The 22,621-nt window shown below is 67.9% G+C and carries 22 protein-coding genes and 1 riboswitch; of the genes, 15 read left to right on the forward strand and 7 right to left on the reverse strand.

All coding sequences use genetic code 11. From position 1 onward, the window contains the following. Positions 1-19: 19 nt before the first annotated feature. Positions 20-901 (reverse strand): LpxL/LpxP family acyltransferase, encoded by an 882-nt coding sequence (locus C1704_RS12460; protein ID WP_104303058.1) that lies wholly within the window; start codon positions 899-901, stop codon positions 20-22. Further along, a complete protein-coding gene (locus tag C1704_RS12465) occupies positions 901-1,830 on the reverse strand; it encodes a lysophospholipid acyltransferase family protein (protein WP_104303059.1) in 930 nt (309 codons plus the stop codon). The genes C1704_RS12460 and C1704_RS12465 overlap by 1 nt, the downstream gene beginning before the upstream one ends. A gap of 134 nt (positions 1,831-1,964) precedes the next feature. Between C1704_RS12465 and metK the strand changes: the two genes are divergently transcribed. Beyond that, positions 1,965-3,149 (forward strand): methionine adenosyltransferase, encoded by a 1,185-nt coding sequence (gene metK, locus C1704_RS12470; RefSeq protein WP_104303060.1) that lies wholly within the window; start codon positions 1,965-1,967, stop codon positions 3,147-3,149. Positions 3,150-3,268: 119 nt separating this feature from the next. Beyond that, on the forward strand, positions 3,269-4,528 hold the full coding sequence (locus C1704_RS12475; protein ID WP_104303061.1) for an HD-GYP domain-containing protein: 1,260 nt from the start codon (positions 3,269-3,271) through the stop codon (positions 4,526-4,528). On the opposite strand, the gene C1704_RS12480 is transcribed toward C1704_RS12475, so the two are convergent. Continuing rightward, positions 4,529-5,320, reverse strand: coding sequence for an HAD family hydrolase (locus C1704_RS12480; RefSeq protein WP_245876476.1), 792 nt, complete (start codon positions 5,318-5,320; stop codon positions 4,529-4,531). It abuts the gene before it with no gap. Next, a complete protein-coding gene (locus tag C1704_RS12485; protein ID WP_104303062.1) occupies positions 5,317-6,918 on the reverse strand; it encodes a peptide chain release factor 3 in 1,602 nt (533 codons plus the stop codon). Before C1704_RS12485 ends, C1704_RS12480 begins: the two co-directional genes overlap by 4 nt. Before the next feature lie 160 nt (positions 6,919-7,078). Continuing rightward, a riboswitch (S-adenosyl-L-homocysteine riboswitch) is annotated at positions 7,079-7,147 on the forward strand. A 67-nt stretch (positions 7,148-7,214) separates the two neighbouring features. On the opposite strand from C1704_RS12485, the gene ahcY reads away from it, so the two are divergent. From ahcY to metF, 3 genes are all read left to right on the forward strand, one after another. Then, positions 7,215-8,666: an adenosylhomocysteinase gene (gene ahcY / locus C1704_RS12490; protein ID WP_104303063.1), complete on the forward strand. Its 1,452-nt coding sequence runs from the start codon at positions 7,215-7,217 to the stop codon at positions 8,664-8,666. Positions 8,667-8,769: 103 nt separating this feature from the next. Further along, positions 8,770-9,528, forward strand: a complete 759-nt coding sequence (locus C1704_RS12495; protein ID WP_104303186.1) for a TlyA family RNA methyltransferase — start codon at positions 8,770-8,772, stop codon at positions 9,526-9,528. Between the two features lie 31 nt (positions 9,529-9,559). Next, the gene (metF, locus tag C1704_RS12500; protein WP_104303064.1) at positions 9,560-10,405 is read left to right on the forward strand and encodes a methylenetetrahydrofolate reductase [NAD(P)H]; all 846 of its coding nucleotides are present in this window, start codon (positions 9,560-9,562) and stop codon (positions 10,403-10,405) included. A 16-nt stretch (positions 10,406-10,421) separates the two neighbouring features. Here the strand turns inward: metF and C1704_RS12505 are convergent, their stop codons facing one another. After that, positions 10,422-11,003, reverse strand: coding sequence for a 5-formyltetrahydrofolate cyclo-ligase (locus C1704_RS12505; RefSeq protein ID WP_104303065.1), 582 nt, complete (start codon positions 11,001-11,003; stop codon positions 10,422-10,424). 118 nt (positions 11,004-11,121) lie between these two features. Here C1704_RS12505 and C1704_RS12510 point away from each other — a divergent pair, with 118 nt between their 5' ends. The 5 genes from C1704_RS12510 to pyk all read left to right on the forward strand — a co-directional run bounded on the left by C1704_RS12510 (position 11,122) and on the right by pyk (position 15,788). Continuing rightward, entirely contained in the window at positions 11,122-11,814 is a 693-nt protein-coding gene (locus C1704_RS12510) for a hypothetical protein (RefSeq protein WP_104303066.1), read from the forward strand. A 110-nt stretch (positions 11,815-11,924) separates the two neighbouring features. Further along, positions 11,925-12,671 carry an AzlC family ABC transporter permease gene (locus C1704_RS12515; protein ID WP_104303067.1) on the forward strand — a complete coding sequence of 249 codons (747 nt, stop codon included), beginning with the start codon at positions 11,925-11,927 and terminating at the stop codon, positions 12,669-12,671. Beyond that, on the forward strand, positions 12,668-12,997 hold the full coding sequence (locus tag C1704_RS12520) for an AzlD domain-containing protein (RefSeq protein WP_104303068.1): 330 nt from the start codon (positions 12,668-12,670) through the stop codon (positions 12,995-12,997). Before C1704_RS12515 ends, C1704_RS12520 begins: the two co-directional genes overlap by 4 nt. Positions 12,998-13,069: 72 nt before the next feature. After that, entirely contained in the window at positions 13,070-14,263 is a 1,194-nt protein-coding gene (locus tag C1704_RS12525) for a phosphoglycerate kinase (RefSeq protein ID WP_104303069.1), read from the forward strand. A 91-nt stretch (positions 14,264-14,354) separates the two neighbouring features. Next, on the forward strand, positions 14,355-15,788 hold the full coding sequence (gene pyk, locus C1704_RS12530; RefSeq protein ID WP_104303070.1) for a pyruvate kinase: 1,434 nt from the start codon (positions 14,355-14,357) through the stop codon (positions 15,786-15,788). Positions 15,789-15,798: 10 nt separating this feature from the next. On the opposite strand, the gene C1704_RS12535 is transcribed toward pyk, so the two are convergent. Then, positions 15,799-16,590 (reverse strand): DUF481 domain-containing protein, encoded by a 792-nt coding sequence (locus tag C1704_RS12535; protein ID WP_104303071.1) that lies wholly within the window; start codon positions 16,588-16,590, stop codon positions 15,799-15,801. A 253-nt stretch (positions 16,591-16,843) separates the two neighbouring features. Between C1704_RS12535 and fba the strand changes: the two genes are divergently transcribed. Both fba and C1704_RS12545 read left to right on the forward strand, forming a co-directional pair. Beyond that, positions 16,844-17,908, forward strand: coding sequence for a class II fructose-bisphosphate aldolase (fba, locus tag C1704_RS12540; protein WP_104303072.1), 1,065 nt, complete (start codon positions 16,844-16,846; stop codon positions 17,906-17,908). 69 nt (positions 17,909-17,977) lie between these two features. Then, positions 17,978-18,877: a phosphoribosylaminoimidazolesuccinocarboxamide synthase gene (locus C1704_RS12545; protein WP_104303073.1), complete on the forward strand. Its 900-nt coding sequence runs from the start codon at positions 17,978-17,980 to the stop codon at positions 18,875-18,877. Positions 18,878-18,901: 24 nt separating this feature from the next. Here C1704_RS12545 and C1704_RS12550 read toward each other — a convergent pair whose 3' ends face one another. Beyond that, complete coding sequence (locus tag C1704_RS12550; protein WP_104303074.1) at positions 18,902-19,843, reverse strand: tetratricopeptide repeat protein; 942 nt, start codon at positions 19,841-19,843, stop codon at positions 18,902-18,904. Positions 19,844-20,010: 167 nt separating this feature from the next. On the opposite strand from C1704_RS12550, the gene purE reads away from it, so the two are divergent. From purE to C1704_RS12565, 3 genes are read left to right on the forward strand one after another with little or no spacing between them, the layout of a single operon-like run. Continuing rightward, a complete protein-coding gene (gene purE / locus C1704_RS12555) occupies positions 20,011-20,454 on the forward strand; it encodes a 5-(carboxyamino)imidazole ribonucleotide mutase (RefSeq protein WP_245876477.1) in 444 nt (147 codons plus the stop codon). Next, positions 20,451-21,611: a 5-(carboxyamino)imidazole ribonucleotide synthase gene (locus tag C1704_RS12560; RefSeq protein ID WP_104303075.1), complete on the forward strand. Its 1,161-nt coding sequence runs from the start codon at positions 20,451-20,453 to the stop codon at positions 21,609-21,611. The genes purE and C1704_RS12560 overlap by 4 nt, the downstream gene beginning before the upstream one ends. A 16-nt stretch (positions 21,612-21,627) precedes the next feature. Beyond that, positions 21,628-22,605, forward strand: a complete 978-nt coding sequence (locus tag C1704_RS12565) for an L-threonylcarbamoyladenylate synthase (RefSeq protein ID WP_104303188.1) — start codon at positions 21,628-21,630, stop codon at positions 22,603-22,605. Positions 22,606-22,621 lie beyond the last annotated feature (16 nt).

Genomic DNA, 22,621 nt, shown 5'->3' on the forward strand with positions numbered 1-22,621 from the left:
CCTGCGGCCGGGCGGGCGATCAGTACAGGCGAGGCTCGCCCGGGGGACGGGTCTTGAAGCGCTTGTGGACCCAGAGGTACTGCGCGGGCAGGCGCTCGATCTCGCGTTCGATCCACTGGTTCATGCGCAGCGTGTCAGCCAGCGCATCGTCGGTGGGAAAGTCTGTCCACGGTGGCAGGAAACGCACCACATAGCCCTCGCCGCCCGGCAGCATCTCGGCCACCACGGGCTGCACCACCATGTCGAGGGCCCGGGCCATGCGAGACGGCGCCAGCAGCGTGGCCGCAGGCACACCGAAAAACGGCACGAAGGCGGCATCCTTGGGGCCGAAATCCATGTCCGGCAGGTTGAAGAAGGGCTGGCCGCGACGGATGCAGCGCATCAGGGGCTTGGCCGACTCCTTGCGCGAAAAGATCTCGGCGTTGCCAAAGCGCAGCCGGCCGCGGCGAATCGCTGCATCGAAGACCTTGTCGCTCTGGGCCTGGTAGATGGAGGTGCCGGTCTTCTTCACATGCAGCTGGATGGCCACGCCGGCCACGTCCAGGGCCATGAAGTGGGGGGCGAGCCACATCACGGGCTTGTCGCTGCGGTCTGCCAGGCCGATGTCGCCTTCCACGTGGATCAGGCGCTCCAGGCGAGCCCGCGATCCGTACCACAGCAGGCCTCGTTCGAGCAGGCTGCGCCCCAGCCACTGGAAATGTTCCCGCGCCAGTGCCTCACGCTCAGCTGCCGACTGCTGGGGAAAGCACAGTTCCAGGTTGCGCAGGGCAATGCGCCGGCGCGACCTCCCGAGTGCATAGAGCGCCCGCCCGAGCATGCGCCCGATCACGGCCTGCATCGACAGCGGCAACCAGTGCAACAGCCACATCAAGCCGATGGTGGCACGGCTTCCCAGATGCATCACGCCAGCACTCCGTCCGCGGGCGCCGTGCGGGGGTTCTTGTAGCGGTGATAGCCCCAGAGGTACTGGCCTGGGCATTGCAGGATCAATCGTTCCATTGCGCGGTTGATGCAGGCGGCGGCCGATTCTGCCTCATGGGGCACGGCTTCCTCCAGGGGCGAAAACCGCACGACATAGCCCGCACCCCTCGGAAGGCGCTCGCCCCATGCCAGCACGATGTGCGCGCCCGTCTGGTGGGCCAGGCGCGCCGCCAGGGTCATGGTGTAGGCCGGCTTGCCGAAGAACGGGGCCCACACCCCCATCCCCTCGGGCGGCACCTGGTCAGGCAGGAGCCCCACCGCTTCCCCGGCCTTCAGGGCACGGATCATCTGCCGCACGCCCGCAAGCGTCGCCGGCGCCGTCTTCAGGCCCGGCCGGTGGCGGGCCGTGTCCACCAGATCGCGCAGCGCCGCCTTGCGGGGTGGGCGGTACAGGGCCGTCAGCGCCCCATAACGCTCGCCGAAACGCTCGGCATAGACCTGGGCCGTCACCTCGAAGCAACCCAGGTGGGGCGTGAGGAAGATCAGGCCCCGCCCTGCGCGGTGGGCCGCATCGACACAGTCCGCACCTTCCACGCGGGCACGTGCTCCCAGATCGGCATCGTGCGGCCGCATCCACAACCACGGCAGCTCGGCGGCCATGCGACCGGCCTGGGCCACGGCGGGCCGCACGGCCGACCACGGGAGCCCTGCCTGCGCAGCATTGGCACGAAAACGCCGACGGTAGCTGGGCGACAGTGCGTACGCCAGCCAGCCCAGCCCCCCCCCGATCCAGTGGAGCAGCCACAAGGGCCATCGGGAAAGCACACGGAAGAGGAATTGCATGTTTCTATAATGCGTCCATCGCCGGGTTAAGGAACAACTTGCGGGGCGATGCAGAGGGGCAAGCATAGCGAGCCCGCTGCCGGGTGAGTGCCTGCTTCGAGGGCTCGCTCCATAAATTCCGCTAAAGCGTTCGCCGCTCCTCCAGCACACCCGAGACGGCAAACGCCCGAAGGTGAGTCAACTTGATTGGAGGCCCTGCAGTGGCGAACGAATTTCTCTTCACGTCCGAGTCCGTGTCCGAAGGTCACCCCGACAAGGTGGCCGACCAGATCTCCGACGCCATCCTGGACGCCATTTTCGAGCAGGACCCGCGCTCGCGCGTGGCGGCCGAGACCCTGACGAACACCGGCCTGGTGGTGCTGGCCGGCGAGATCACCACCAACGCCCATGTCGACTACATCGAGGTGGCTCGCAACACGATCAAGCGCATCGGCTACGACAACACCGAGTACGGCATCGACCACAAGGGCTGCGCGGTGCTGGTGGCCTATGACAAGCAGAGCAACGACATTGCCCAGGGCGTGGACCAGGCCAGCGACGACTATCTGAACATGGGCGCCGGCGATCAGGGCCTGATGTTCGGCTACGCCTGTGACGAAACCCCCGAGCTGATGCCCGCGCCCATCTACTACGCGCACCGGCTGGTGGAGCGCCAGGCCCAGTTGCGCAAGGACGGCCGCCTGCCCTTCCTGCGTCCCGACGCCAAGAGCCAGGTGACGATGCGCTATGTCGATGGCAGGCCGCACAGCATCGACACCGTGGTGCTGTCCACGCAGCACAGCCCCGACCAGAGCGAGACGCCCAAGAAGATGAAGGCCTCGTTCATCGAAGCGGTGATCGAGGAGATCATCAAGCCGGTGCTGCCCAAGGAGTGGCTGAAGGACACCAAGTACCTGATCAACCCCACGGGCCGCTTCGTCGTCGGCGGGCCGCAGGGCGACTGCGGCCTGACCGGCCGCAAGATCATCGTCGACACCTACGGCGGCGCATGCCCCCACGGTGGCGGTGCCTTCTCGGGCAAGGACCCGTCCAAGGTCGATCGCTCGGCCGCCTATGCCGCACGCTATGTGGCCAAGAACATCGTGGCCGCCGGGCTGGCCCGCCAGTGCCAGATCCAGGTGGCCTACGCCATCGGCGTGGCCCGACCGATGAACGTGACGGTCTACACCGAAGGCACCGGCGTGATCCCGGACGAGCAGATCGCCGCGCTGGTGAACGAGCATTTCGACCTGCGCCCCAAGGGCATCATCCAGATGCTCGACCTGCTGCGCCCGATCTACTCCAAGACCGCGGCCTATGGTCACTTCGGCCGCGAGGAACCCGAGTTCACCTGGGAGCGCACCGACAAGGCCCAGGCGCTGCGGGCTGCGGCCGGTCTCAAGTGACACCTACGATGTGAGCGCCCGCACACGCGGGGTCGCACCGGAAACTTGGAACAAGCGTGCCTTTCGGCACGCTTTTTTCTTGTGTGCCATCCAATGACCCGCACTAGCATGGCGCCTCCATGCTGAAGAAGATCCCCGTCGACCAGGTGCGCCTGGGCATGTTCCTGCACGGCCTGTGCGGGTCGTCCTGGCTCGACCATCCGTTCTGGAAGACCTCCTTCGTCATCAAGGACCAGGCCGATCTCGACAAGCTCCTGCGCAGCCCCGTCAAGGAGGTGCTGATCGACGTGGACAAGGGGCTGGATGTGGCGGCCCCGGCAGAGGCTCCTGCCCCTGGCACGGCGGACGACGAAAGGCTGAGGGCCGAGCTGCGCCAGGAAGGCCCTGCCACCCGGCCGTCGCGCCCGGTGCCCGAGGCCCTGAGCCTCGGCGCCGAGGTCGAACGCGCGCAACGGGTGCTGGCCCAGGCGAAGAAGGAGGTCGGCGTGCTCTTCCGGGAGGCCAGGCTGGGCAAGGTCGTCTCCACCGAACACCTCGGCCCGCTGGTGGATGACATCTCGGATTCCGTGCTGCGCAACCCCAGCGCCCTGATCAGCCTGGCGCGGCTCAAGACCAAGGACGACTACACCTACCTCCACTCGGTGGCGGTGGCGGCGCTGGCCGCGGGCCTGGCGCGCCAGCTTCAGCTCTCCACCGACGAAATCCGCGAGGCGGCGCTGGCCGGCCTGCTGCACGACCTGGGCAAGGCGGCCATCCCGCTGGACATCCTGAACAAGCCGGGGCGCCTGACGGACGAGGAGTTCGGCCAGGTCAAGGCCCATCCGCGGGCCGGCTACGACATGCTGGTGGAGGCCGGCGTGCAGTCGGAGATGGCATTGGACGTGTGCCTGCACCACCACGAGAAGGTGGATGGCAGCGGCTACCCCGATCGCCTGAGGGGCGACGCCATCAGCCTGTACGCCAAGATGGGCGCGGTGTGCGACGTCTACGACGCCATCACCTCCGACCGCCCCTACAAGGCCGGCTGGCACCCGGCGGAATCGATCCGTCGCATGGCGCAGTGGACCAAGGAGGGCCACTTCGACGAACGCGTCTTCCAGGCCTTCGTGAAGTGCGTGGGCATCTACCCGACCGGCTCGCTGGTGCGCATGCACTCAGGACGCCTGGGTGTGGTGCTCGACCAGAGCGAACGCTCGCTGCTCCTGCCACGCGTGAAGGTCTTCTTCTCGACCAAGTCGAACACCTACATCGTGCCCGAGGTGCTGGAGCTGGGGACGGTGCAGACCAACGACCGCATCGTCGGCCATGAGGACCCGCAGGCCTGGAGCATCGCCAACCTGGATGAGATGTGGACGGGCATCCCCGGCCGCAAGCCCTGATCAGCGGGCGGCCAGCACGGCGTGCGCCACCTCGGCAAAACCGCTGCCACGCTCGGAGGGCGTGACGTAGCGAGGCAGGTGCTGCATCTGGGGCACGAAGCGCGCGATGTTCGCCACCCCGACACTGTGGGCGAAGCGCTCGAACATGGGCTGATCGTTGGTGGAGTCGCCCACGTAGGCCCAGCGGTCGAGTTCGCTCGCCAGGTCGATACCCAGCAGTTCCCTGACGATCCAGCAGGCACCGCTCCACTTGCCGTGTGTGCCGAACCAGCCGTTGATGTGGATGGAGCTGACGGTGGCCACCATGCCCTCGGATTGCATCAGCGCCACGACCTGGTCGATGCGCTCCTGCGGCAGGTGGGTGAACTCGCTGTGGTCGATGGCGATGTCGGTGACGCGCCCGGCGCTGTCGCGAGCGAGGTGTGCGCCGGGCACCTCGACAAGGATGCGCTGCGCAACCTCCCCCAGGCGGCGGGCATTGTGCGTGCGGGTGGCTTCGTCCTGCACATAGAGCCGCCGGCCGTCGGGCAGTACCGCCAGCGCACCGTTCTCCGGCACGATGGCTGCCACCGGCCATGCTCGCGCAAAGGGTTCCGACCAGCCCATCGGGCGGCCGGTGATGGGGATGACCACCAGCCCGGCGTCCTTCAACTCGTGCAGCGCCTGCAGGGCATCGGACGTGATGGCCCCGTCGCGGGTCAGCGTGTCGTCAATGTCGGTGAAGACGCCGCGCAACTGGCGACGGGCCTCCGCCGGCCAGGCGGACAAAGGCTGCATCACGGCGGGCGTCATGCGGCTTTCTGCAGGGTCAGGCCGGCATGCTCACGCAGCGGATGGAAGTGGATCTTCGGATGCCGCTCCTGCGTCAGGCGCAGGTCGTAGGGCGAGGTCATCAGGTAGGCCAGCGTGTCGGCCGCGTCCAGCGCGAGCTTGGCGCTGCTGGCGTCGGTGAACTTCTTCAGTTCCTCGGGCGTGTCGGCCGTGACCCAGCGCGCGCCGACGTAGCGCGAGGGCATCAGGCGCACCTCCACGCCGTACTCGGCCTTCAGTCGGTGCTGCACCACCTCGAACTGCAGTTGACCCACGGCCCCCAGCAGCATGGCGCCACCATCATGCGGACGGAAGACCTGGATGGCGCCCTCCTCGCCCAGCTGCATCAGACCGGCCTGGAGCTGCTTGCTCTTCATCGGGTTGGCCAGTTCGACGGCCTGGAAAAGTTCGGGCGCAAAGAAGGGCAGCCCGGTGTACTGCAGGGCTTCGCCTTCGGTGATGGTGTCGCCGAGCTGAACACCGCCATGCGTGGTGAAGCCGATGATGTCGCCGGCGTAAGCCTCGTCCACAGCCTCGCGCCGCTGCGAGAGGAAGGTGACGACGCTGGTGGGGCGCAGCTCCTTGCCCGTGCGCTGCACCTTGAGCTTCATGCCCTGGGTGTAACGGCCCGAGTACACGCGTACGAAGGCGATGCGGTCGCGATGCGCGGGGTCCATGTTGGCCTGCACCTTGAAGACCACGCCCGAGAACGCCTCCTCATCGGGTTGCACCAGGCGCGTGGTGCTCTGGCGCGGCGCGGGCGGTGGCGCCAGGTCCACCAGCGCATCCAGCACCTCCTGCACACCGAAGTTGTTCACGGCCGAGCCGAAGAACACCGGCGTCTGCTTCGCCGCCAGGAAAGCCTCCATGTCAAAGGCCGGCGCGGCTTCGCTCAGCAGCTCGATGTTCTGCTCGGCCTGCTCGAAGTCGTGCCCGAAGCGTGCGCGCAAGGCATCGGCCTGGTCGAGCGACACGACCTCGTCGTCGGTGACACGGTCCTGCCCCGCCTTGAACAGGCGCATGTTCTTCTGACGCAGGTTGATGATGCCAGCGAAGGCCTTGCCCTGGCCCACCGGCCAGGTCATGGGCACGCAGGGCATGCCCAGTTCCTGCTCGATCTCGTCGAGCAGGGCGATGGGGTCGCGTCCCTCGCGGTCCATCTTGTTCACGAAGGTGAGGATGGGCGTGTCGCGCTGGCGGCAGACCTCGATCAGGCGCCGGGTCTGGGCTTCCACACCGTTGGCCGCGTCGATCACCATCAACGCGGAATCCACCGCCGTCAGCACGCGATAGGTGTCCTCTGAGAAGTCCTTGTGGCCCGGCGTGTCGAGCAGGTTGACCACGTGGTCGCGGTAGAGCATCTGCATGACCGAACTGGCCACCGAGATGCCGCGCTGCTTCTCGATCTCCATCCAGTCGGAGGTGGCATGGCGGCTGGCCTTGCGCGCCTTGACGGAGCCGGCGATGTGGATCGCACCCGAGAACAGCAGCAGTTTCTCCGTCAGCGTGGTCTTGCCCGCGTCGGGGTGGGAGATGATGGCAAAGGTCCGGCGGCGCCGGGTTTCGGAGGCGAAAGACACGAGAGACTCCAGGGGCCCGGCTCGAGCCAGGCAGGCTGGTGCCAGGCGGCACCGCGGCACACCGCCTTGGTGTGCGCAAAAACGCAAATGCTACCGTTTTTGCCGCCGCGCGGCCGGCAGCGGGCCCCAACGCTTCGCCAGGACGGCTACAATTCACGTCCTCCGAGGAGCGTTGCAAGGCCGCCCAGGCCCCAGGCTCGGAATTCATCTGCAACGGCGCTCACCCGCATGTGTCCTGCCGGGTGAGTCTCACAAAATCCCTCAGTGCACAGCGGTTTTTCCACCAGGAGAAACACATGAACGCTGTCCTCAAGCCCGTCCCGCCTTCCCAGCACGTCGTGGCCGACATCTCGCTTGCCAGCTGGGGCCGCAAGGAGATCCAGATCGCCGAGACGGAAATGCCCGGCCTGATGGCCATCCGCGAGGAGTTCGCCAAGAGCCAGCCACTGAAGGGCGCGCGGATCGCCGGCTCGCTGCACATGACCATCCAGACGGCCGTGCTGATCGAGACGCTGCAGGCCCTGGGCGCGGAGGTGCGCTGGGCCTCGTGCAACATCTTCTCGACCCAGGACCACGCTGCCGCCGCCATCGCCGCAGCCGGCACCCCGGTGTTTGCCGTCAAGGGCGAAACGCTGGAGGACTACTGGGACTACACCCACCGCATCTTCGAGTTCGGCCCCAAGGGCAGCAAGACCGAAGGCCCGAACATGATCCTGGACGACGGCGGCGATGCCACGCTGCTGATGCACCTGGGCGCCAGGGCCGAGAAGGACCTGAAGGTGCTGGGCAAGCCCAAGAGCGAGGAGGAGCGCATCCTGTTCGCCACCATCAAGGCCAAGCTCAAGGAAGACCCCACCTGGTACAGCCGCCGGCTCAAGAACATCATCGGCGTGACCGAAGAGACGACCACCGGCGTGCACCGCCTGCAGGAGATGTCGGCCAAGGGCGAGCTGATGCTGCGCGCCATCAACGTGAACGATTCGGTCACCAAGAGCAAGTTCGACAACCTCTACGGTTGCCGTGAATCGCTGGTGGACGGCATCAAGCGCGCCACCGACGTGATGATCGCCGGCAAGATTGCTGTGGTGTGCGGCTACGGCGACGTGGGCAAGGGCTCGGCCCAGGCACTGCGCGCCCTGTCGGCCCAGGTGTGGGTGACCGAGATCGACCCGATCAACGCCCTGCAGGCCGCGATGGAAGGCTTCCGCGTCGTGACGATGGACTACGCCGCCGACAAGGCCGACATCTTCGTCACCGCCACCGGCAACAGGGACGTGATCACCTATGAGCACATGGCGGCCATGAAGGACCAGGCCATCGTGTGCAACATCGGCCACTTCGACAACGAGATCGATGTCGCCTCGCTGGAAAAGCACTGCAAGTGGGAGGAGATCAAGCCGCAGGTCGATCACGTGATCTTCCCCAAGCAGGGCAAGAAGCCTGCCAAGCGCATCATCCTGCTGGCCAAGGGCCGTCTGGTGAACCTGGGCTGCGCCACCGGCCATCCGAGCTACGTGATGTCGTCGAGCTTTGCCAACCAGACCCTCGCGCAGATCGAGCTCTTCACCAAGGCCAAGGACTACAAGGTGGGCCAGGTCTACGTGCTGCCCAAGCACCTGGACGAGAAGGTCGCGCGCCTGCAGCTGTCGAAGCTGGGGGCCGAGCTGACCAAGCTCACCAAGGAGCAGGCCGCCTACATCGGCGTGCCGGTGCAAGGCCCCTACAAGCCCGACACCTACAGGTACTGATTGACCACCCCCTACGGCCTGCGGCCGCCCCCTCAAGGGGGCGACGCTGGCGGACCGGCCGAGCCGGATCCGCGGCGTCCGCTGGACTCCTGAGGCTTCGATGATGCGAGTGGATCAACTGCTGGTGCAGCGGGGCCTGGCGCCGTCGCGTTCGGCGGCCCAGCGGCTGATCGAGCGCGGGGCCGTGCGCTGGAAGGGGCCGCGGGGCTGGCAGGTGCCGAAGAAGGCGGGCGAAGACCTGCCCGAGGGCTGCACGCTCGAGGTCACCGACGACGCCGAGCTGCGCTTCGCCTCGCGCGGTGGGCTCAAGCTGGAAGGCGCCCTGCGCGAGAGTGGCCTGGACGTGCGCGGCTGGCGCTGCCTGGATGTGGGTCAGAGCACCGGCGGTTTCACCGACGTGCTGCTGCAGGCGGGTGCGGCGGCGGTGGTGGGGCTGGACGTGGGCCATGACCAGCTGCATGAGCGGCTGCGCAGCGACGCGCGGGTCACGGCCTACGAGGGCCTCAACGCGCGGGCGCCCGACGGCAGCGACTTTGCGCGCGACCAGCCTGCGGCCAGTTTCGACCTGATGGTGGGCGACCTGTCCTTCATCTCGCTCACGCTGGTGCTGCCCGCGCTGGCGCCCTGGCTCAAGCCCGGCTCCCAGGTGCTGATGCTGGTGAAACCCCAGTTCGAGCTGAGCCCGGATCAGGTGGGCAAGGGCGGACTGGTGAAAGACGCCCGTCTCTACCCCCTGGTGGAGCAGCGCCTGCGCGCCGCCTGCGATGCGCTGGGCTGGACGGTGCGAGGCTGGTGGGACAGCCCCGTCACCGGCGGCGATGGCAACCGCGAGTTCTTCATCTGGGCACAAACGCGGGGCTGAAGGCCCCATCGAACGGAAAAGAGAGGATCCGATGCAAGCGACCCCAGACCGGCTGCCGGTCAGCCTGGAGTTCTTTCCGCCCAAGACACCCGAGGGCGTGGACAAGCTCACCACCGTGCGCGCGCAGCTCTACGCCCTCAGGCCCGAGTACTGCTCGGTGACCTACGGCGCCGGCGGTTCCACGCAGGGCGGCACCCTGCAGACGGTGCAGTCCATCCTGTCCGAGGGCGTGGATGCCGCCCCGCACTTCTCGTGCATCGGCGCCACACGCGACAGCGTGCGGGCCCAGCTCGAACAGTTCCGGCAGATGGGGATCCGCCGCCTCGTGGCCCTGCGCGGTGACCTGCCCAGTGGCTACGGTGGCTTCGGCGAGTTCCGCTACGCCAGCGACCTGGTGGCCTTCATCCGCGAGACCACGGGCGATCACTTCCATATCGAGGTAGGTGCGTATCCCGAAGTGCACCCCCAGGCCCGCTCACCCGAAGCCGACCTCCAGGCCTTCGCCACCAAGGTCAGGGCCGGAGCCAACGCGGCCATCACGCAGTACTTCTTCAACAGCGACGCCTACTTCCGCTTCGTCGACGATGTGCACAAGCTTGGCGTGGACGTGCCCATCATCCCGGGCATCATGCCGATCACCAATTCATCGCAGCTCATGCGCTTCTCGGATGCCTGCGGAGCCGAGATCCCGCGCTGGATCCGGATGCGCCTGGCGGCCTACGGCGACGACAAGGCCTCGATCCAGGCCTTCGGCCTGGACGTGGTGAGCGACCTGTGCGACCAGCTGCGCGTCGCTGGCGCGCCGGGGCTGCACTTCTACACGATGAACCAGGCCCACGCCACGCTGCAGATCTGCGAGCGGCTGGGGCTGCGCTGAACGCACCGGGAGGCGTTCAGCCGCGCTCCCACATCACCCCCTCCTCGGTGAGGAGGGTGTCGAGGCAGGCCTCGCCTGGCAGAGGTTTGAGCAGGGGCAGGAAGCCGTGCGCATAGCCCAGGCCCACCGACCACGGGCGCGGGCTCAGCGCAGCCAGGGTGCGGTCGATGAAGCCGCCGCCGTAGCCCAGGCGCAGGCCCGCCGGCCCGAAGCCCACGCAGGGCACCAGCAGCAGCTCGGGCTCGAAGGCCTCGGTGTCCTTGGGCTTGGGGATGCCGTAGGCGTCCTCCTCCATCGGGCAGCCCGGGAACCACACATGGAAACGCAGCTGGCCGCTGGCCTTGTCCACCACGGGCAGTCCGATCTGGCGTGCCGTGCCGTCAGGGGCGCCCTCCTGCCAGCGGTAGAGCGCCGGCAGCGGGTCGAACTCGCCCTTGATGGGCCAGTAGGCGCCGATGCGCGTCTCGCGCCGGCCCACCAGCCAGCCGCGCAGCACCGTCTGCAGCCCCACGGCGCGCTCCAGCCGGTCGGGCAGGGCCTGACGGGCAGCGAGCAGGCGATCGCGCAGGGCGCGGCGGTCTTGATCGGGCGAGCTCATCGGGGCGGTCTCCTGGGCCACAGGCCCGTGCGGATGCCGGGGATTGTGCCCGGGCAAGGCCATCCCGCGCGCTCGGGCTTGCCCGGCCATGGGCTGCGGACCGTGGCAGGATGAGCCCATGGACACCTCCGTGGTGAAAAGCTGGTTCGAGGACATGCCCCTGACGCTGGGCCCAGGCTGGTGGGCCTCGCTCGCTCTGTGGCTGCTGGGCCTGCTCTTCATGGCCGCCGCCTTCCGCAGCCTGCTGCGCGCCCGGCCGCTGGGCCTGCTGGTGCACACCCTGACGGGGCTCGTGCTGCTGATGAGCGGGGTCGCCATCAGCCTGATCGGGCTGGGGGTGCACGGCTACCGCGCGCTCACGCACGAGCAGGTGGCCGCGCACATCCGCATCGAGCCGCTGGGCGCCCAGCACTTCCGCGCCCACTTCACCCTGCCCGACGGCAGCCGCAAGGCGTTCGAGCTGCGCGGCGATGCCCTCTACGTGGACGCGCATGTGCTGAAATGGAAACCTGCGGCCAATCTCCTCGGGCTGCACACGGCCTATGAACTGGACCGGGTGTCGGGCCGCTACGTTGCGCTGGACCAGGAGCGCACGGCCGAACGCACGGTGCACAGCCTGCGGCTGGACCGGCCGGTCGATCTCTTCACCCTGCGCGAGCGCTTTGGCTGGCTCTCCGGCCTGCTCGACACCGACTACGGCTCGGCGAGCTTCAAGGCCGTGAACGGCGCGAGCGAAATGGAGCTGCGCGTGTCCACCACCGGCCTGCTGCTGCGCGCCGTTCCTCCCGGCACGCCCCCTGCTGCCGACTGAGGCCGGCCCCACTGGCTCCCCCCGGTCGCCTGCTGGGCGGTTCCGTCCAATCATCCGATGTTCAGGTGGCTGTACGCCAGTTTTGGCGACAATGCGGGACTGTCCTTTCCATGAACATCGCTCTGCTTCGCGCCACCTGGCGCCACCCGGAATTCCGCCTCGGCGCCCGCCACATGGTGAGCCTGGCGCTCGGCATCGCTGCCTGGGGCCTGGTGACCGGCGTGGCCATGGTGAAGACAGGCCTGTCGGTGCCGCTGGCACTGTTCATGACCTTCTTCGTGTTCGCCGGCAGCGCGCAGCTGGCCGCCCTGCCCCTGATGGCTGCGGGGGCGCCCATGTGGGTGGTGTGGGCGGCCGCCACCTGCGTGAACCTGCGCTTCGTGATCTTCAGCGCGATGTGGCGGCCCTATTTCGCACGCTTCCCGCTGCGCCAGCGCTGCGTGCTGGGCTACTTCAGCGGCGACCTGAACTACGTGATGTTCATGAAGCGCTTTCCCGACCCCGGGCATCGCGTGCCCGACCAGATGCCCTACTACTGGGGCGGGGTGGTCACCAATTGGGTCGCCTGGCAAAGCGCTTCGGTGCTGGGCATCCTGCTGGCCAACGTCATCCCGACCGCGTGGGGGCTGGGCTTCGCCGGTGTGCTGGCCCTGCTGGGGGTGATGTGTTCGCTGCTGGGAGAGCGCGCCACCTGGGTGGCTGCCGGCGTGGCCGGCGCTGCCGCGGTGGCGGCCTATGCCCTGCCCCTCAAGCTCAACATCGTGGTGGCCATTGCCGCCGCAGTGGCCGCCGGACTCGTGATGGAAACTGCCGAGCGGGCATGGAAGCGGGCACATCGGACCGGAGCGGGCACATGAGCACCTGGGAGGCCATCCTCACGATCGCCGGACTGGCCGTGATCACCGTCCTCACGCGCAGCTTCTTCCTGCTGCCCGAGCGTGAGCTGCACATGCCCGGCCTCGTCAAGCGTGGCCTGAAGTACGCGCCGCTGGCCGCACTGGCCGCCGTCATCGCCCCTGAGGTGCTGATGACGCAGGGAACGCTCATCACCACCTGGCAAGATGCAAGGATCTTCGGCCTGGCGGCGGCCACGGCCTACTACTTCTGGCGGCGCGACATCCTGGGCACCATCCTCACCGGCATGGCCATCTACCTGCCGCTGCGCCTGGCGCTGGGCTGGTAACGCACACCGGGCTCCTACAATCGGCAGTTTTCCTAGCCACTGCCGCGGCGCCCCGGCCGCCATCGTCCGACCATGAACGTGCTCCGCTTTTCCGATCTGATCGCCCAAGGCCAGGTGGCTGGGCGTCGTGTCTTCATCCGTGCCGATCTCAACGTCCCGCAGGACGACGCGGGCCGCATCACCGAGGACACCCGCATCCGCGCGTCGGTGCCCTGCATCGAGATGGCCCTGAAGGCCGGTGCCGCCGTGATGGTGACCTCCCACCTGGGCCGCCCGACCGAAGGGGAGTTCAAGCCCGCGGATTCGCTGGCGCCGGTGGCGCAGCGCCTGGGTGAGCTGCTGGGCCGCGAGGTGCCGCTGCGCTCGAACTGGGTGGATGGCGTGGAGGTGCAGCCCGGCCAGGTCGTGCTGCTCGAGAACTGCCGCGTCAACAAGGGCGAGAAAAAGAACGACGAGGCCCTGGCACGCAAGATGGCCGCGCTGTGCGACATCTTCGTGCACGACGCCTTCGGCACCGCCCACCGCGCCGAAGCCTCCACCTATGGCATCGCGCAGTTCGCCAAGGTGGCCTGCGCCGGCCCGCTGCTGGCCGCCGAGATCGACGCCATCACCAAGGCCCTGGCCAACCCCAGGCGTCCGCTGGCGGCCATCGTGGCCGGCTCCAAGGTCAGCACCAAGCTCACCATCCTGCAAAGCCTCGCCAGGAACGTCGACCAGCTCATCGTGGGCGGTGGCATTGCCAACACCTTCATGCTGGCCGCGGGCCTGCCCATCGGCAAGTCGCTGGCCGAGCCCGACCTGCTGGACGAGGCCCGTGCCGTGATGAATGCGATGAAGGCGCGCGGCGCGGCGGTGCCCATCCCGGTGGACGTGGTCGTGGCCAAGGCATTCGCGGCTGATGCTGCCGCCACCGTCAAGGCGGCCACGGACGTGGCCGGGGACGACCTGATCCTGGACATCGGCCCGAAGACGGCCGCAATGCTGGCCGACCAGCTCAAGGCCGCCGGCACCATCGTGTGGAACGGCCCGGTGGGCGTGTTCGAGTTCGAGGCCTTCTCCAAGGGCACCGAAACCCTGGCCCGAGCGATTGCCGAATCCAGCGCCTTCTCGATCGCCGGCGGCGGCGACACCCTGGCGGCCATCGCCAAGTACGGCATCGAGAAAGACGTGGGCTACATCTCCACCGGCGGCGGCGCCTTCCTGGAGGTGCTGGAAGGCAAGACCCTGCCGGCCTTCGAGATCCTGTCGCGCCGCGCGGCCGGCTGAACCTCACCCGGTGTGGCGCTGTAACTCCAGAGGCCTTCTGCAGGGCCGTGAAATGGAATAAAGTTACAGCCTCACCGGAGACAAAGCTGACATGAACCGCGCCACCAAGATCGTTGCCACCCTGGGCCCCGCCTCGTCGACGCCCGAGATCCTGGAGCGCATGATCCGCACCGGCGTCGATGTGGTGCGGCTGAACTTCTCGCACGGCACGGCCCAGGACCACATCGACCGGGCCACGCTGGTGCGCGAGGCCGCCCAGCGTGCCGGCAAGGAAGTGGCCATCATGGCCGACCTGCAGGGCCCGAAGATCCGCGTCGGCAAGTTCGAAGGTGGCAAGACCTTTCTCGAACAGGGCCAGTCCTTCATTCTGGACGCGGGATGGACGCAACTCGGAAACAACGAGCGCGTGGGCCTGGACTACAAGGAATTGCCGCGCGACGTGAAGCCGGGCGACACCCTGCTGCTCAACGACGGTCTGATCGTCCTCACCGTCGATCGCGTGGGTGGCGATGCGGTCTTCACCCACGTGAAGGTCGGCGGCGAACTGTCCAACAACAAGGGCATCAACAAGCAGGGCGGTGGCCTCACGGCGCCGGCGCTCACCGCCAAGGACATGGAAGACATCAAGACCGCGATGAGCTTCCAGTGCGAGTACCTGGCCGTGAGCTTTCCCAAGAACGCCACCGACATGGAGATGGCGCGCCAGCTGGCCAATGTGGCCGGCGAGCCCTGGCGCCACAAACCCTCGCTGATCGCCAAGATCGAGCGCAGCGAGGCCATTCCTCACCTGGAGGCCATCCTCAAGGCGAGCGACGGCATCATGGTCGCGCGCGGCGACCTCGCCGTGGAGGTGGGCAATGCCGCCGTGCCGGCGCTGCAAAAGCGCATGATCCGCATGGCCCGCGAGATGGACAAGGTGGTGATCACCGCCACCCAGATGATGGAGTCGATGATCGTGAACCCGGTGCCCACCCGCGCCGAGGTGAGCGACGTGGCCAATGCCGTGCTGGATGGCACCGATGCCGTGATGCTCAGCGCCGAAACGGCGGCCGGCAAGTACCCCATCGAGACCGTCGAGCAGATGGCCCACATCGCCCTGGCCGCCGAGGGAGCCGAAGACGTCGAGCTGGACTCCGACTTCGTCAACAAGCGGTTCGGCCGCATCGACCAGTCCATCGCCATGGGCGCCCTCTTCACCGCGCACCACCTGGGCTGCAAGGCCATCATCGCGCTCACCGAATCGGGCTCCACCGCCCTGTGGATGAGCCGGCACAAGATCCATGTGCCGATCTTCGGCCTCACCTCGCAACTGGTGTCGCAACGCAAGATGGCCTTGTACCGTAACGTGCGCCCTTTGCTGATGCCGTCCTACCAGGACCGCGACGAAGCGCTGCACAAGGCCGAGGCCCTGCTCGTCGAGCGCGGCGTGCTCAAGCCGGGGGATACCTACGCCATCACCTGCGGCGAACCCATGGGCTACCCCGGCGGCACCAACATGCTCAAAGTGTGCCGCGTGGGCGGCTGATCCGGGCTGATCAGTCCAGCCGCAGCGAGATGCCCGTCACGAACAGGGTGTCGCCTTTGCTGAACCCTTCGCCCGGATCGCTGCTGTAGCGGTAGGTCAGCCCTGCGGTCAGGCTGATGCGGGCATTGATGGCCACCGACAGGCTGGCATCGAACTCGGCCCGGTATTCGCCGGATTCCTGCAGATTGGGCAGCAGACGCAACTGCTGCTTCAGCCGCGTCGTGTCGCTCAGGTGGGTGGTCGACTCCTGAGCCAGCACCAGTTCCAGCCGCCCGTCACTGCGACGCAGTTCGCCGTCGATCACCGTGGGGGTTTCGTAGCGATCCCGCGAATAGCCCAGGCCGGCCGAGACGTTCCAGTAGCCATCCTCGTTGCGCAGCAGGTGGTAGCCCAGGCCCGAGGCCACGGACAGGCGCGACTGGATGTTGGCGGCCTCGTCGTGCAGGGCCGAACCGCTGCCGAAGCCGAACCACAGCGGCGAGATGTCGCGGTCGTACTGGGTCTTGAGTTCCGCACGCTGGGCCGCCGTGTTGCCTTCGGTGCGCGACTGCAGCGCCGTGCCGGTGACGCCCCACTTGTCCTCGGCGGTGGCACGCACGCTGTCAAGCGAAAGGTTGACGCTGGTCGTGCGGGTGTTGCCCGACGCCACGCTGGCCCCCACCCCGATCAGATGTCGCCACTGACCGTCCAGTCGGGTGGTCACCTGCGCCTGCACCGGCCCCGCCACCCCGAGGATCACGCAGGCCAGCAACCAGGCCGTCCAGTGAGCGATGGGGGGAAAGAGGGGCAGGTGTCGTGTCATCGGGTAAGAACTCCGGGAAATCGGCGAAATCCGACACTTTAGGCCGGGCCCGCCCCCCTGACCACCCGGCAGAGTGGTAACCCCATGTTGCGCTGCGGCATCCTCCCCGGTCCCAGGGGGTGTGGGCCGCCAGCGCGCACGGGCTCGATAGAATCCCGTGGAAGATTACAGCGCGGTTTCATGATGCGGCCGCGCGACCACCGCTTTGCTTTCCCGACTCCCAAGACTTCCAAGACTTCCAAGAGGCCCGACCATGCCACTCGTCTCGATGCGCCAGCTGCTGGACCATGCCGCCGAAAACAACTACGGCATCCCGGCCTTCAACGTCAACAACCTCGAGCAGGTGCAGGCCGTGATGGCCGCTGCCGACGAAGTCGGCGCCCCGGTGATCCTGCAAGCCAGCGCCGGCGCCCGCAAGTACGCCGGCGAGAGCTTCATCAAGCACCTCATCCAGGCCGCCGTCGAGGCCTACCCGCACATCCCGCTGGTGATGCACCAGGACCACGGCACCTCGCCCAAGGTGTGTCAGGGCGCCATCGAGCTGGGTTTCGGCTCGGTGATGATGGACGGCTCGCTCAGGGAAGACGGCAAGACCCCGGCCGACTTCGACTACAACGTCAGGGTCACGCGTGAGGTGGTCGAGATGGCCCACAAGGTGGGTGTCACCGTGGAGGGTGAACTCGGCTGCCTGGGCAACCTGGAAACCGGTGAGGCCGGCGAGGAAGACGGCATCGGCGCCGAAGGCAAGCTCGACCACAGCCAGCTGCTGACCGACCCGGAGGAAGCCGCCGTCTTCGTGAAGGCCACGCAGCTCGATGCCCTGGCCATCGCCATCGGCACCAGCCACGGCGCCTACAAGTTCAGCCGCAAGCCCACCGGCGACATCCTGGCCATCAGCCGTGTGAAGGAAATCCATAAGCGCATCCCCAACACCCACCTGGTGATGCACGGCTCATCCTCCGTGCCTCAGGACCTGCTGGACCTCATCAACCAGTACGGCGGCAAGATGAAGCAGACCTACGGCGTACCGGTGCCCGAAATCCAGGAGGCCATCAAGCATGGCGTGCGCAAGATCAACATCGACACCGACATCCGCCTGGCGATGACGGGCGCGGTGCGCAAGTTCCAGGCCGAGAATCCCGACAAGTTCGACATGCGCGAGTGGATGAAGCCCGCGCGCGAAGCGGCCAAGCAGATCTGCAAGGCGCGCTATTTGGAGTTCGGCTGCGAAGGCCAGGCCGGTAAAATCAAGCCGATTGCCCTGTCCGAGATGGCGCGCCGCTACGCGGCCGGTGAGCTGGCCCAGGTGGTTCAGTAAAGCCCCGGCCTGCCCCGCATCTGCCGAGCCCGCTGGACCAGCGGGCTCGTTTCTTTTCCGGAGACCTTCGTGACCGCCGCCCTGCTCAACTCCTCGATCACTTCCCTGCCCCTGCTGGCGCGTGGCAAGGTGCGCGACAACTATGCGGTGGGCACCGACCGCATCCTGATGATCGCCAGCGACCGGCTGTCGGCTTTCGACGTGGTGATGGGCGAGCCCATCCCCGGCAAGGGAGCCCTGCTCACCGAAGTGGCGCTGTTCTGGTTCGACAAGCTCCGGCACGTGGTCCCCAACCACCTCACCGGCGAGGACCCTGAAAGTGTGGTGACGCAAGCCGAACGCGCCCAGGTGCGCGGCCGCGCGATGCTGGTCAAGCGCCTCAAGCCCCTGCCGGTGGAGGCTGTGGTGCGCGGCTACCTGGCCGGCAGCGGCTGGAAGGAATACCAGCAAAGCGGCGAGGTCTGCGGCGTGAAGCTGCCGGCGGGCCTGAAGAATGCCAGCAAGCTGCCCGAGCCCATCTTCACCCCGGCCACCAAGGCCGAGATGGGTGAGCACGATGAGAACATCTCCTTCGATCGCATGTGCGAGATCATCGGCCGGGATCTGGCCGAGCGCGTGCGCGCCGTGTCGATCGAGCTCTACCGCACCGCGGCCGACTATGCGCTGTCGCGCGGCATCATCATCGCCGACACCAAGTTCGAGTTCGGTCTGGACGAACACGGCACGCTCACGCTGATGGACGAGGTGCTCACGCCCGATTCCTCGCGCTTCTGGCCGGTGGAGGGCTATGTGGAAGGTGCCAACCCGCCCAGCTACGACAAGCAGTTCGTGCGCGACTGGCTGGAGCAGGCCACCGTGGGCGGCCAGCCCTGGAACAAGCAGGCGCCGGCACCGGCGCTGCCGGCCGAGGTGATCGAGAAGACGGCCGCCAAGTACCGCGAGGCGCGCGACCGGCTGCTGGGGGCGTGAGGCCGCCCCCCCCCCGCTCAGCGCTCAGAACAGCGTCATGCTGAGCTTGCGGCGGTACTGGTCCACGACCGGATCGGCCGGGGCTACCGCAGTTTTACCGGTGACTTCCAGCGTGCCCTTGGCTTGCGTGGCGGCCGCCTTCGGCGCGGGCTTGCTCATCATCTCGAGGATGGCCACGTAGGTCTTGCGCGCCAGGCCCTCGTTCCAGGCCTTGTCGCGCATCAGGATCTCGAGCAACTCGTCCATCGCCTCGGTGAACCGGCCGGCGGCGAAATGCTGCTGGGCCAATTCATGGCGGGCCTCGAAATCACGCTTGTTCGCCGCGATGGCCGCCGCCAGAGCTTCAGGCGGGCGCGCCGATGCGGCACGCTCGCAGGCTTCCAGATAGAGCCCCAGGGCGGCGATGCGCGCATCGGCCAGGGCCTTGGAGGCCACCGGCTCGTAGGCGGTGCGCGCCTCGGCCACCCGGCCGCGCTCGAGCAGCAGCTTCACGTAGTCGAAGCGCGCAGTGTCGTTGGCCGGGTCGATGGCCACGGCCTGTTGCAGTTTCTCCAGGGCGGCATCGGTGTCGCCCTCGGCGGCCAGTTCCTCGGCGGCCTCTGCCTCTTCCTCGGCCTCCATCTCGGCCGCGCTGGGCACGTGCTTGTCCAGGAACTCCTGGATCTGCGCCTGGGGCAGCGCGCCCACGAAACCATCCACGGGCTGTCCGTCGCGGAACATCACGCAAAACGGAATGGAGCGCACGCCGAACATCTGCGAGAGCTGCCCGGCGATCTCGGGCTGCTCGTCGGAGTTGAGCTTGGCCAAGGTGAAGCGGCCGGCGTACTGGGTCTCCAGCTTTTCCAGCATCGGCCCCAGGGTGCGGCAGGGGCCGCACCAGGGGGCCCAGATGTCGAGCAGCACGGGGCGGGACATCGAGGCTTGCAGCACCTCGGCTTCAAAGTTCTGGAGGGTGATGTCGATCATGGGAATGCAGTCCTGTGGGGGCCGGGTATCCTGGTCAAGCTGGGGGTTGCCGGCCGGTTTTCCAGCCCCGCCTAAAATCGCGCTTTCTGCCCAGCCTGGAGCCGTCCTTGTCGAGCGCTTCGCCCCTCATCGGTGTGGTCATGGGTTCCAACAGCGATTGGGACGTCATGCAACACGCCGCCCAGATTCTCGCCGAGTTCGGCGTGCCCCATGAAGCCCAGGTGGTTTCGGCCCACCGCATGCCCGACGACATGTTCCGCTACGCCGAGCAGGCCGCAGCGCGCGGCCTCAAGGCCATCATCGCCGGCGCCGGCGGCGCCGCCCACCTGCCAGGCATGCTGGCAGCCAAGACGGTGGTGCCCGTGCTGGGTGTGCCGGTGCCCAGCAAGCACCTGCAGGGCGTCGATTCCCTGCACTCCATTGTGCAGATGCCCAAGGGCATCCCGGTGGCCACGTTTGCCATCGGAGCGGCGGGCGCCGCCAATGCCGCTCTCTTCGCCGTGGCCCTGCTGGCCAATGAAGACCCCGCGCTGCGCGAGAAACTGCTGGCCTACCGCACCCGCCAGACCGAGGCGGCGCGCGCCATGACGCTGCCGGGGGTGGCCGGATGAGCGCCGTGGTGCTGCCCGGGGCCACCCTGGGCGTGATGGGTGGCGGCCAGCTGGGCCGCATGTTCGTGCATGCCGCTCAGCAGATGGGCTATTTCACCGCCGTGCTCGACCCTGACACGGCAAGCCCGGCCGGCCTGGTGGCGCACTACCACATCCAGTCCGACTATGTGGACGAACAAGGCCTGGCGCAGCTGATGCAGCGCAGCGCTGCGATCACCACCGAATTCGAAAACGTCCCGGCCGCCGCATTGGTCACGCTGGAAGCCCATCGCCCGGTGGCCCCGGGCGCGCAAGCCGTGGCGATCTGCCAGGACCGCGCCCTGGAGAAAGCCCACTTCGGGCGCTGCGGCGTGCCTTGTGCGCCCCATGCCGTGATCGAAACCGCCGAACAGCTCGCGGCGGTCGATGCCGCCTTGCTGCCGGGCATCCTCAAGACGGCGCGCCTGGGCTACGACGGCAAGGGCCAGGTCACGGTGAAGACCCCCGAGGACCTGGCCGCCGCCTGGACGCAGCTCGGCCGCGTGCCCTGCGTGCTGGAACAACGGCTGGACCTGGCTTTCGAGGTGAGCGTGATCGTGGCGCGCAACGCCCAGGGCGAGGTCGTGCATTTCCCCGTGCAGCGCAACCTGCACCGCGACGGCATCCTTGCGGTCACCACCGTGCCCGCGCCGGAGGTGGGCCCCGAACTGCAGGCCCAGGCCGTCGGCGCGGCCGAGAGCCTGGCCGCCTCGATGCACTACGTGGGCGTGCTGTGCGTGGAATTCTTCGTGCTGCGCGATGGCCGCCTGGTGGCCAACGAGATGGCGCCGCGGCCGCACAACTCCGGCCACTACACGCTGGACGCCTGCGACGTGTCGCAGTTCGAGCTGCAGGTGCGGGCCATGACCGGCCTGCCGCTGGTCTCGCCGCGGCTGCATTCGCCGGCGGTGATGCTCAACCTGCTGGGCGACCTCTGGTTCGACGACGCCGGCCGCACGCGCGAGCCCGCCTGGGCCGAGGTGCTGGCCCTGCCGGGCGTGCACCTGCATCTGTACGGCAAGCTCAACGCCCGCGCCGGACGCAAGATGGGGCACCTCACGGTCACCGGCAGCACGCCCGCCCAGGTGCAAGACGTGGCGCAACGCTGCGCCGAACTGCTGGGCCTGGCGGCCTGGTGAGGGGGCATTGCACACCGTGGCACGCATCCTCGACGGCGGCAACCCCGGCCACATCGCCCAGGCGGCCGATGCCCTCGCGGCCGGGCGGCTGGTGGCCTTTCCCACCGAAACCGTCTATGGCCTGGGCGCAGACGCCGGCCAGGATGCGGCCGTGGCCGGCATCTTTGCGGCCAAGGGCCGCCCGGCCAACCATCCACTCATCGTGCATGTGCCCAATGCGGCGTCAGCCCTGACGCTGGCACGCGCCATCCCGCCCGCGGCCCAGCGGCTGATGGACGCCTTCTGGCCCGGGCCCCTCACGGTCATCGTCCCTCGGCGAGACGGCGTGGCCACTGCAGCGGCCGGCGGGCAGGACACCCTGGGCCTGCGCTGCCCGGCTCATCCTGTGGCGCAGGCCCTGCTGCAGGCCTGCGCCGAGCGGGGCCTGATCGGCCTGGCGGCACCGAGCGCCAACCAGTTCGGACGCGTGAGCCCCACCACGGCTGCGCACGTGGCCGGCGAATTCGGTGACGATGTGCTGGTGCTCGACGGTGGCGCCTGCCCCGTGGGCATCGAATCGACCATCATCGATTGCTCGCGTGGGCGGGCCGTGCTGCTGCGCCCCGGCACCCACACGCGCGCACAGATCGAGGCGGCTTTGGGCGAACCGCTGCACGACCGCGACGCGCAGGCGCCGCGGGCTTCTGGCATGCTGGCAAGCCACTACGCCCCACGCGCCAAGGTGCGCCTCATGAGCGCTGACGTGCTGCAGACCGCCCTGGAGGTGCTGGGTGCGGGCGTGGACGGCGTTGCGCTGTATTCGCGCTCGGTGCGGCCGCCCCGCGGCATGCTGCACCGGGCCATGCCCGATGATGCGGCCCGTGCCGCACAGGAACTCTTTGCCGTGCTGCGCGATCTCGATGCGAGGGGCGTGCGGCTCATCTGGGTCGAAAGCCCTCCCCCCGGTCCCGAATGGGATGGCGTGCGCGATCGACTGACACGCGCGGCCGCCTGACGGAGCCTTCCCTTGA

The sequence above is a fragment of the Caldimonas caldifontis genome (assembly GCF_002930615.1).
GTDB lineage: Bacteria > Pseudomonadota > Gammaproteobacteria > Burkholderiales > Burkholderiaceae_C > Caldimonas > Caldimonas caldifontis.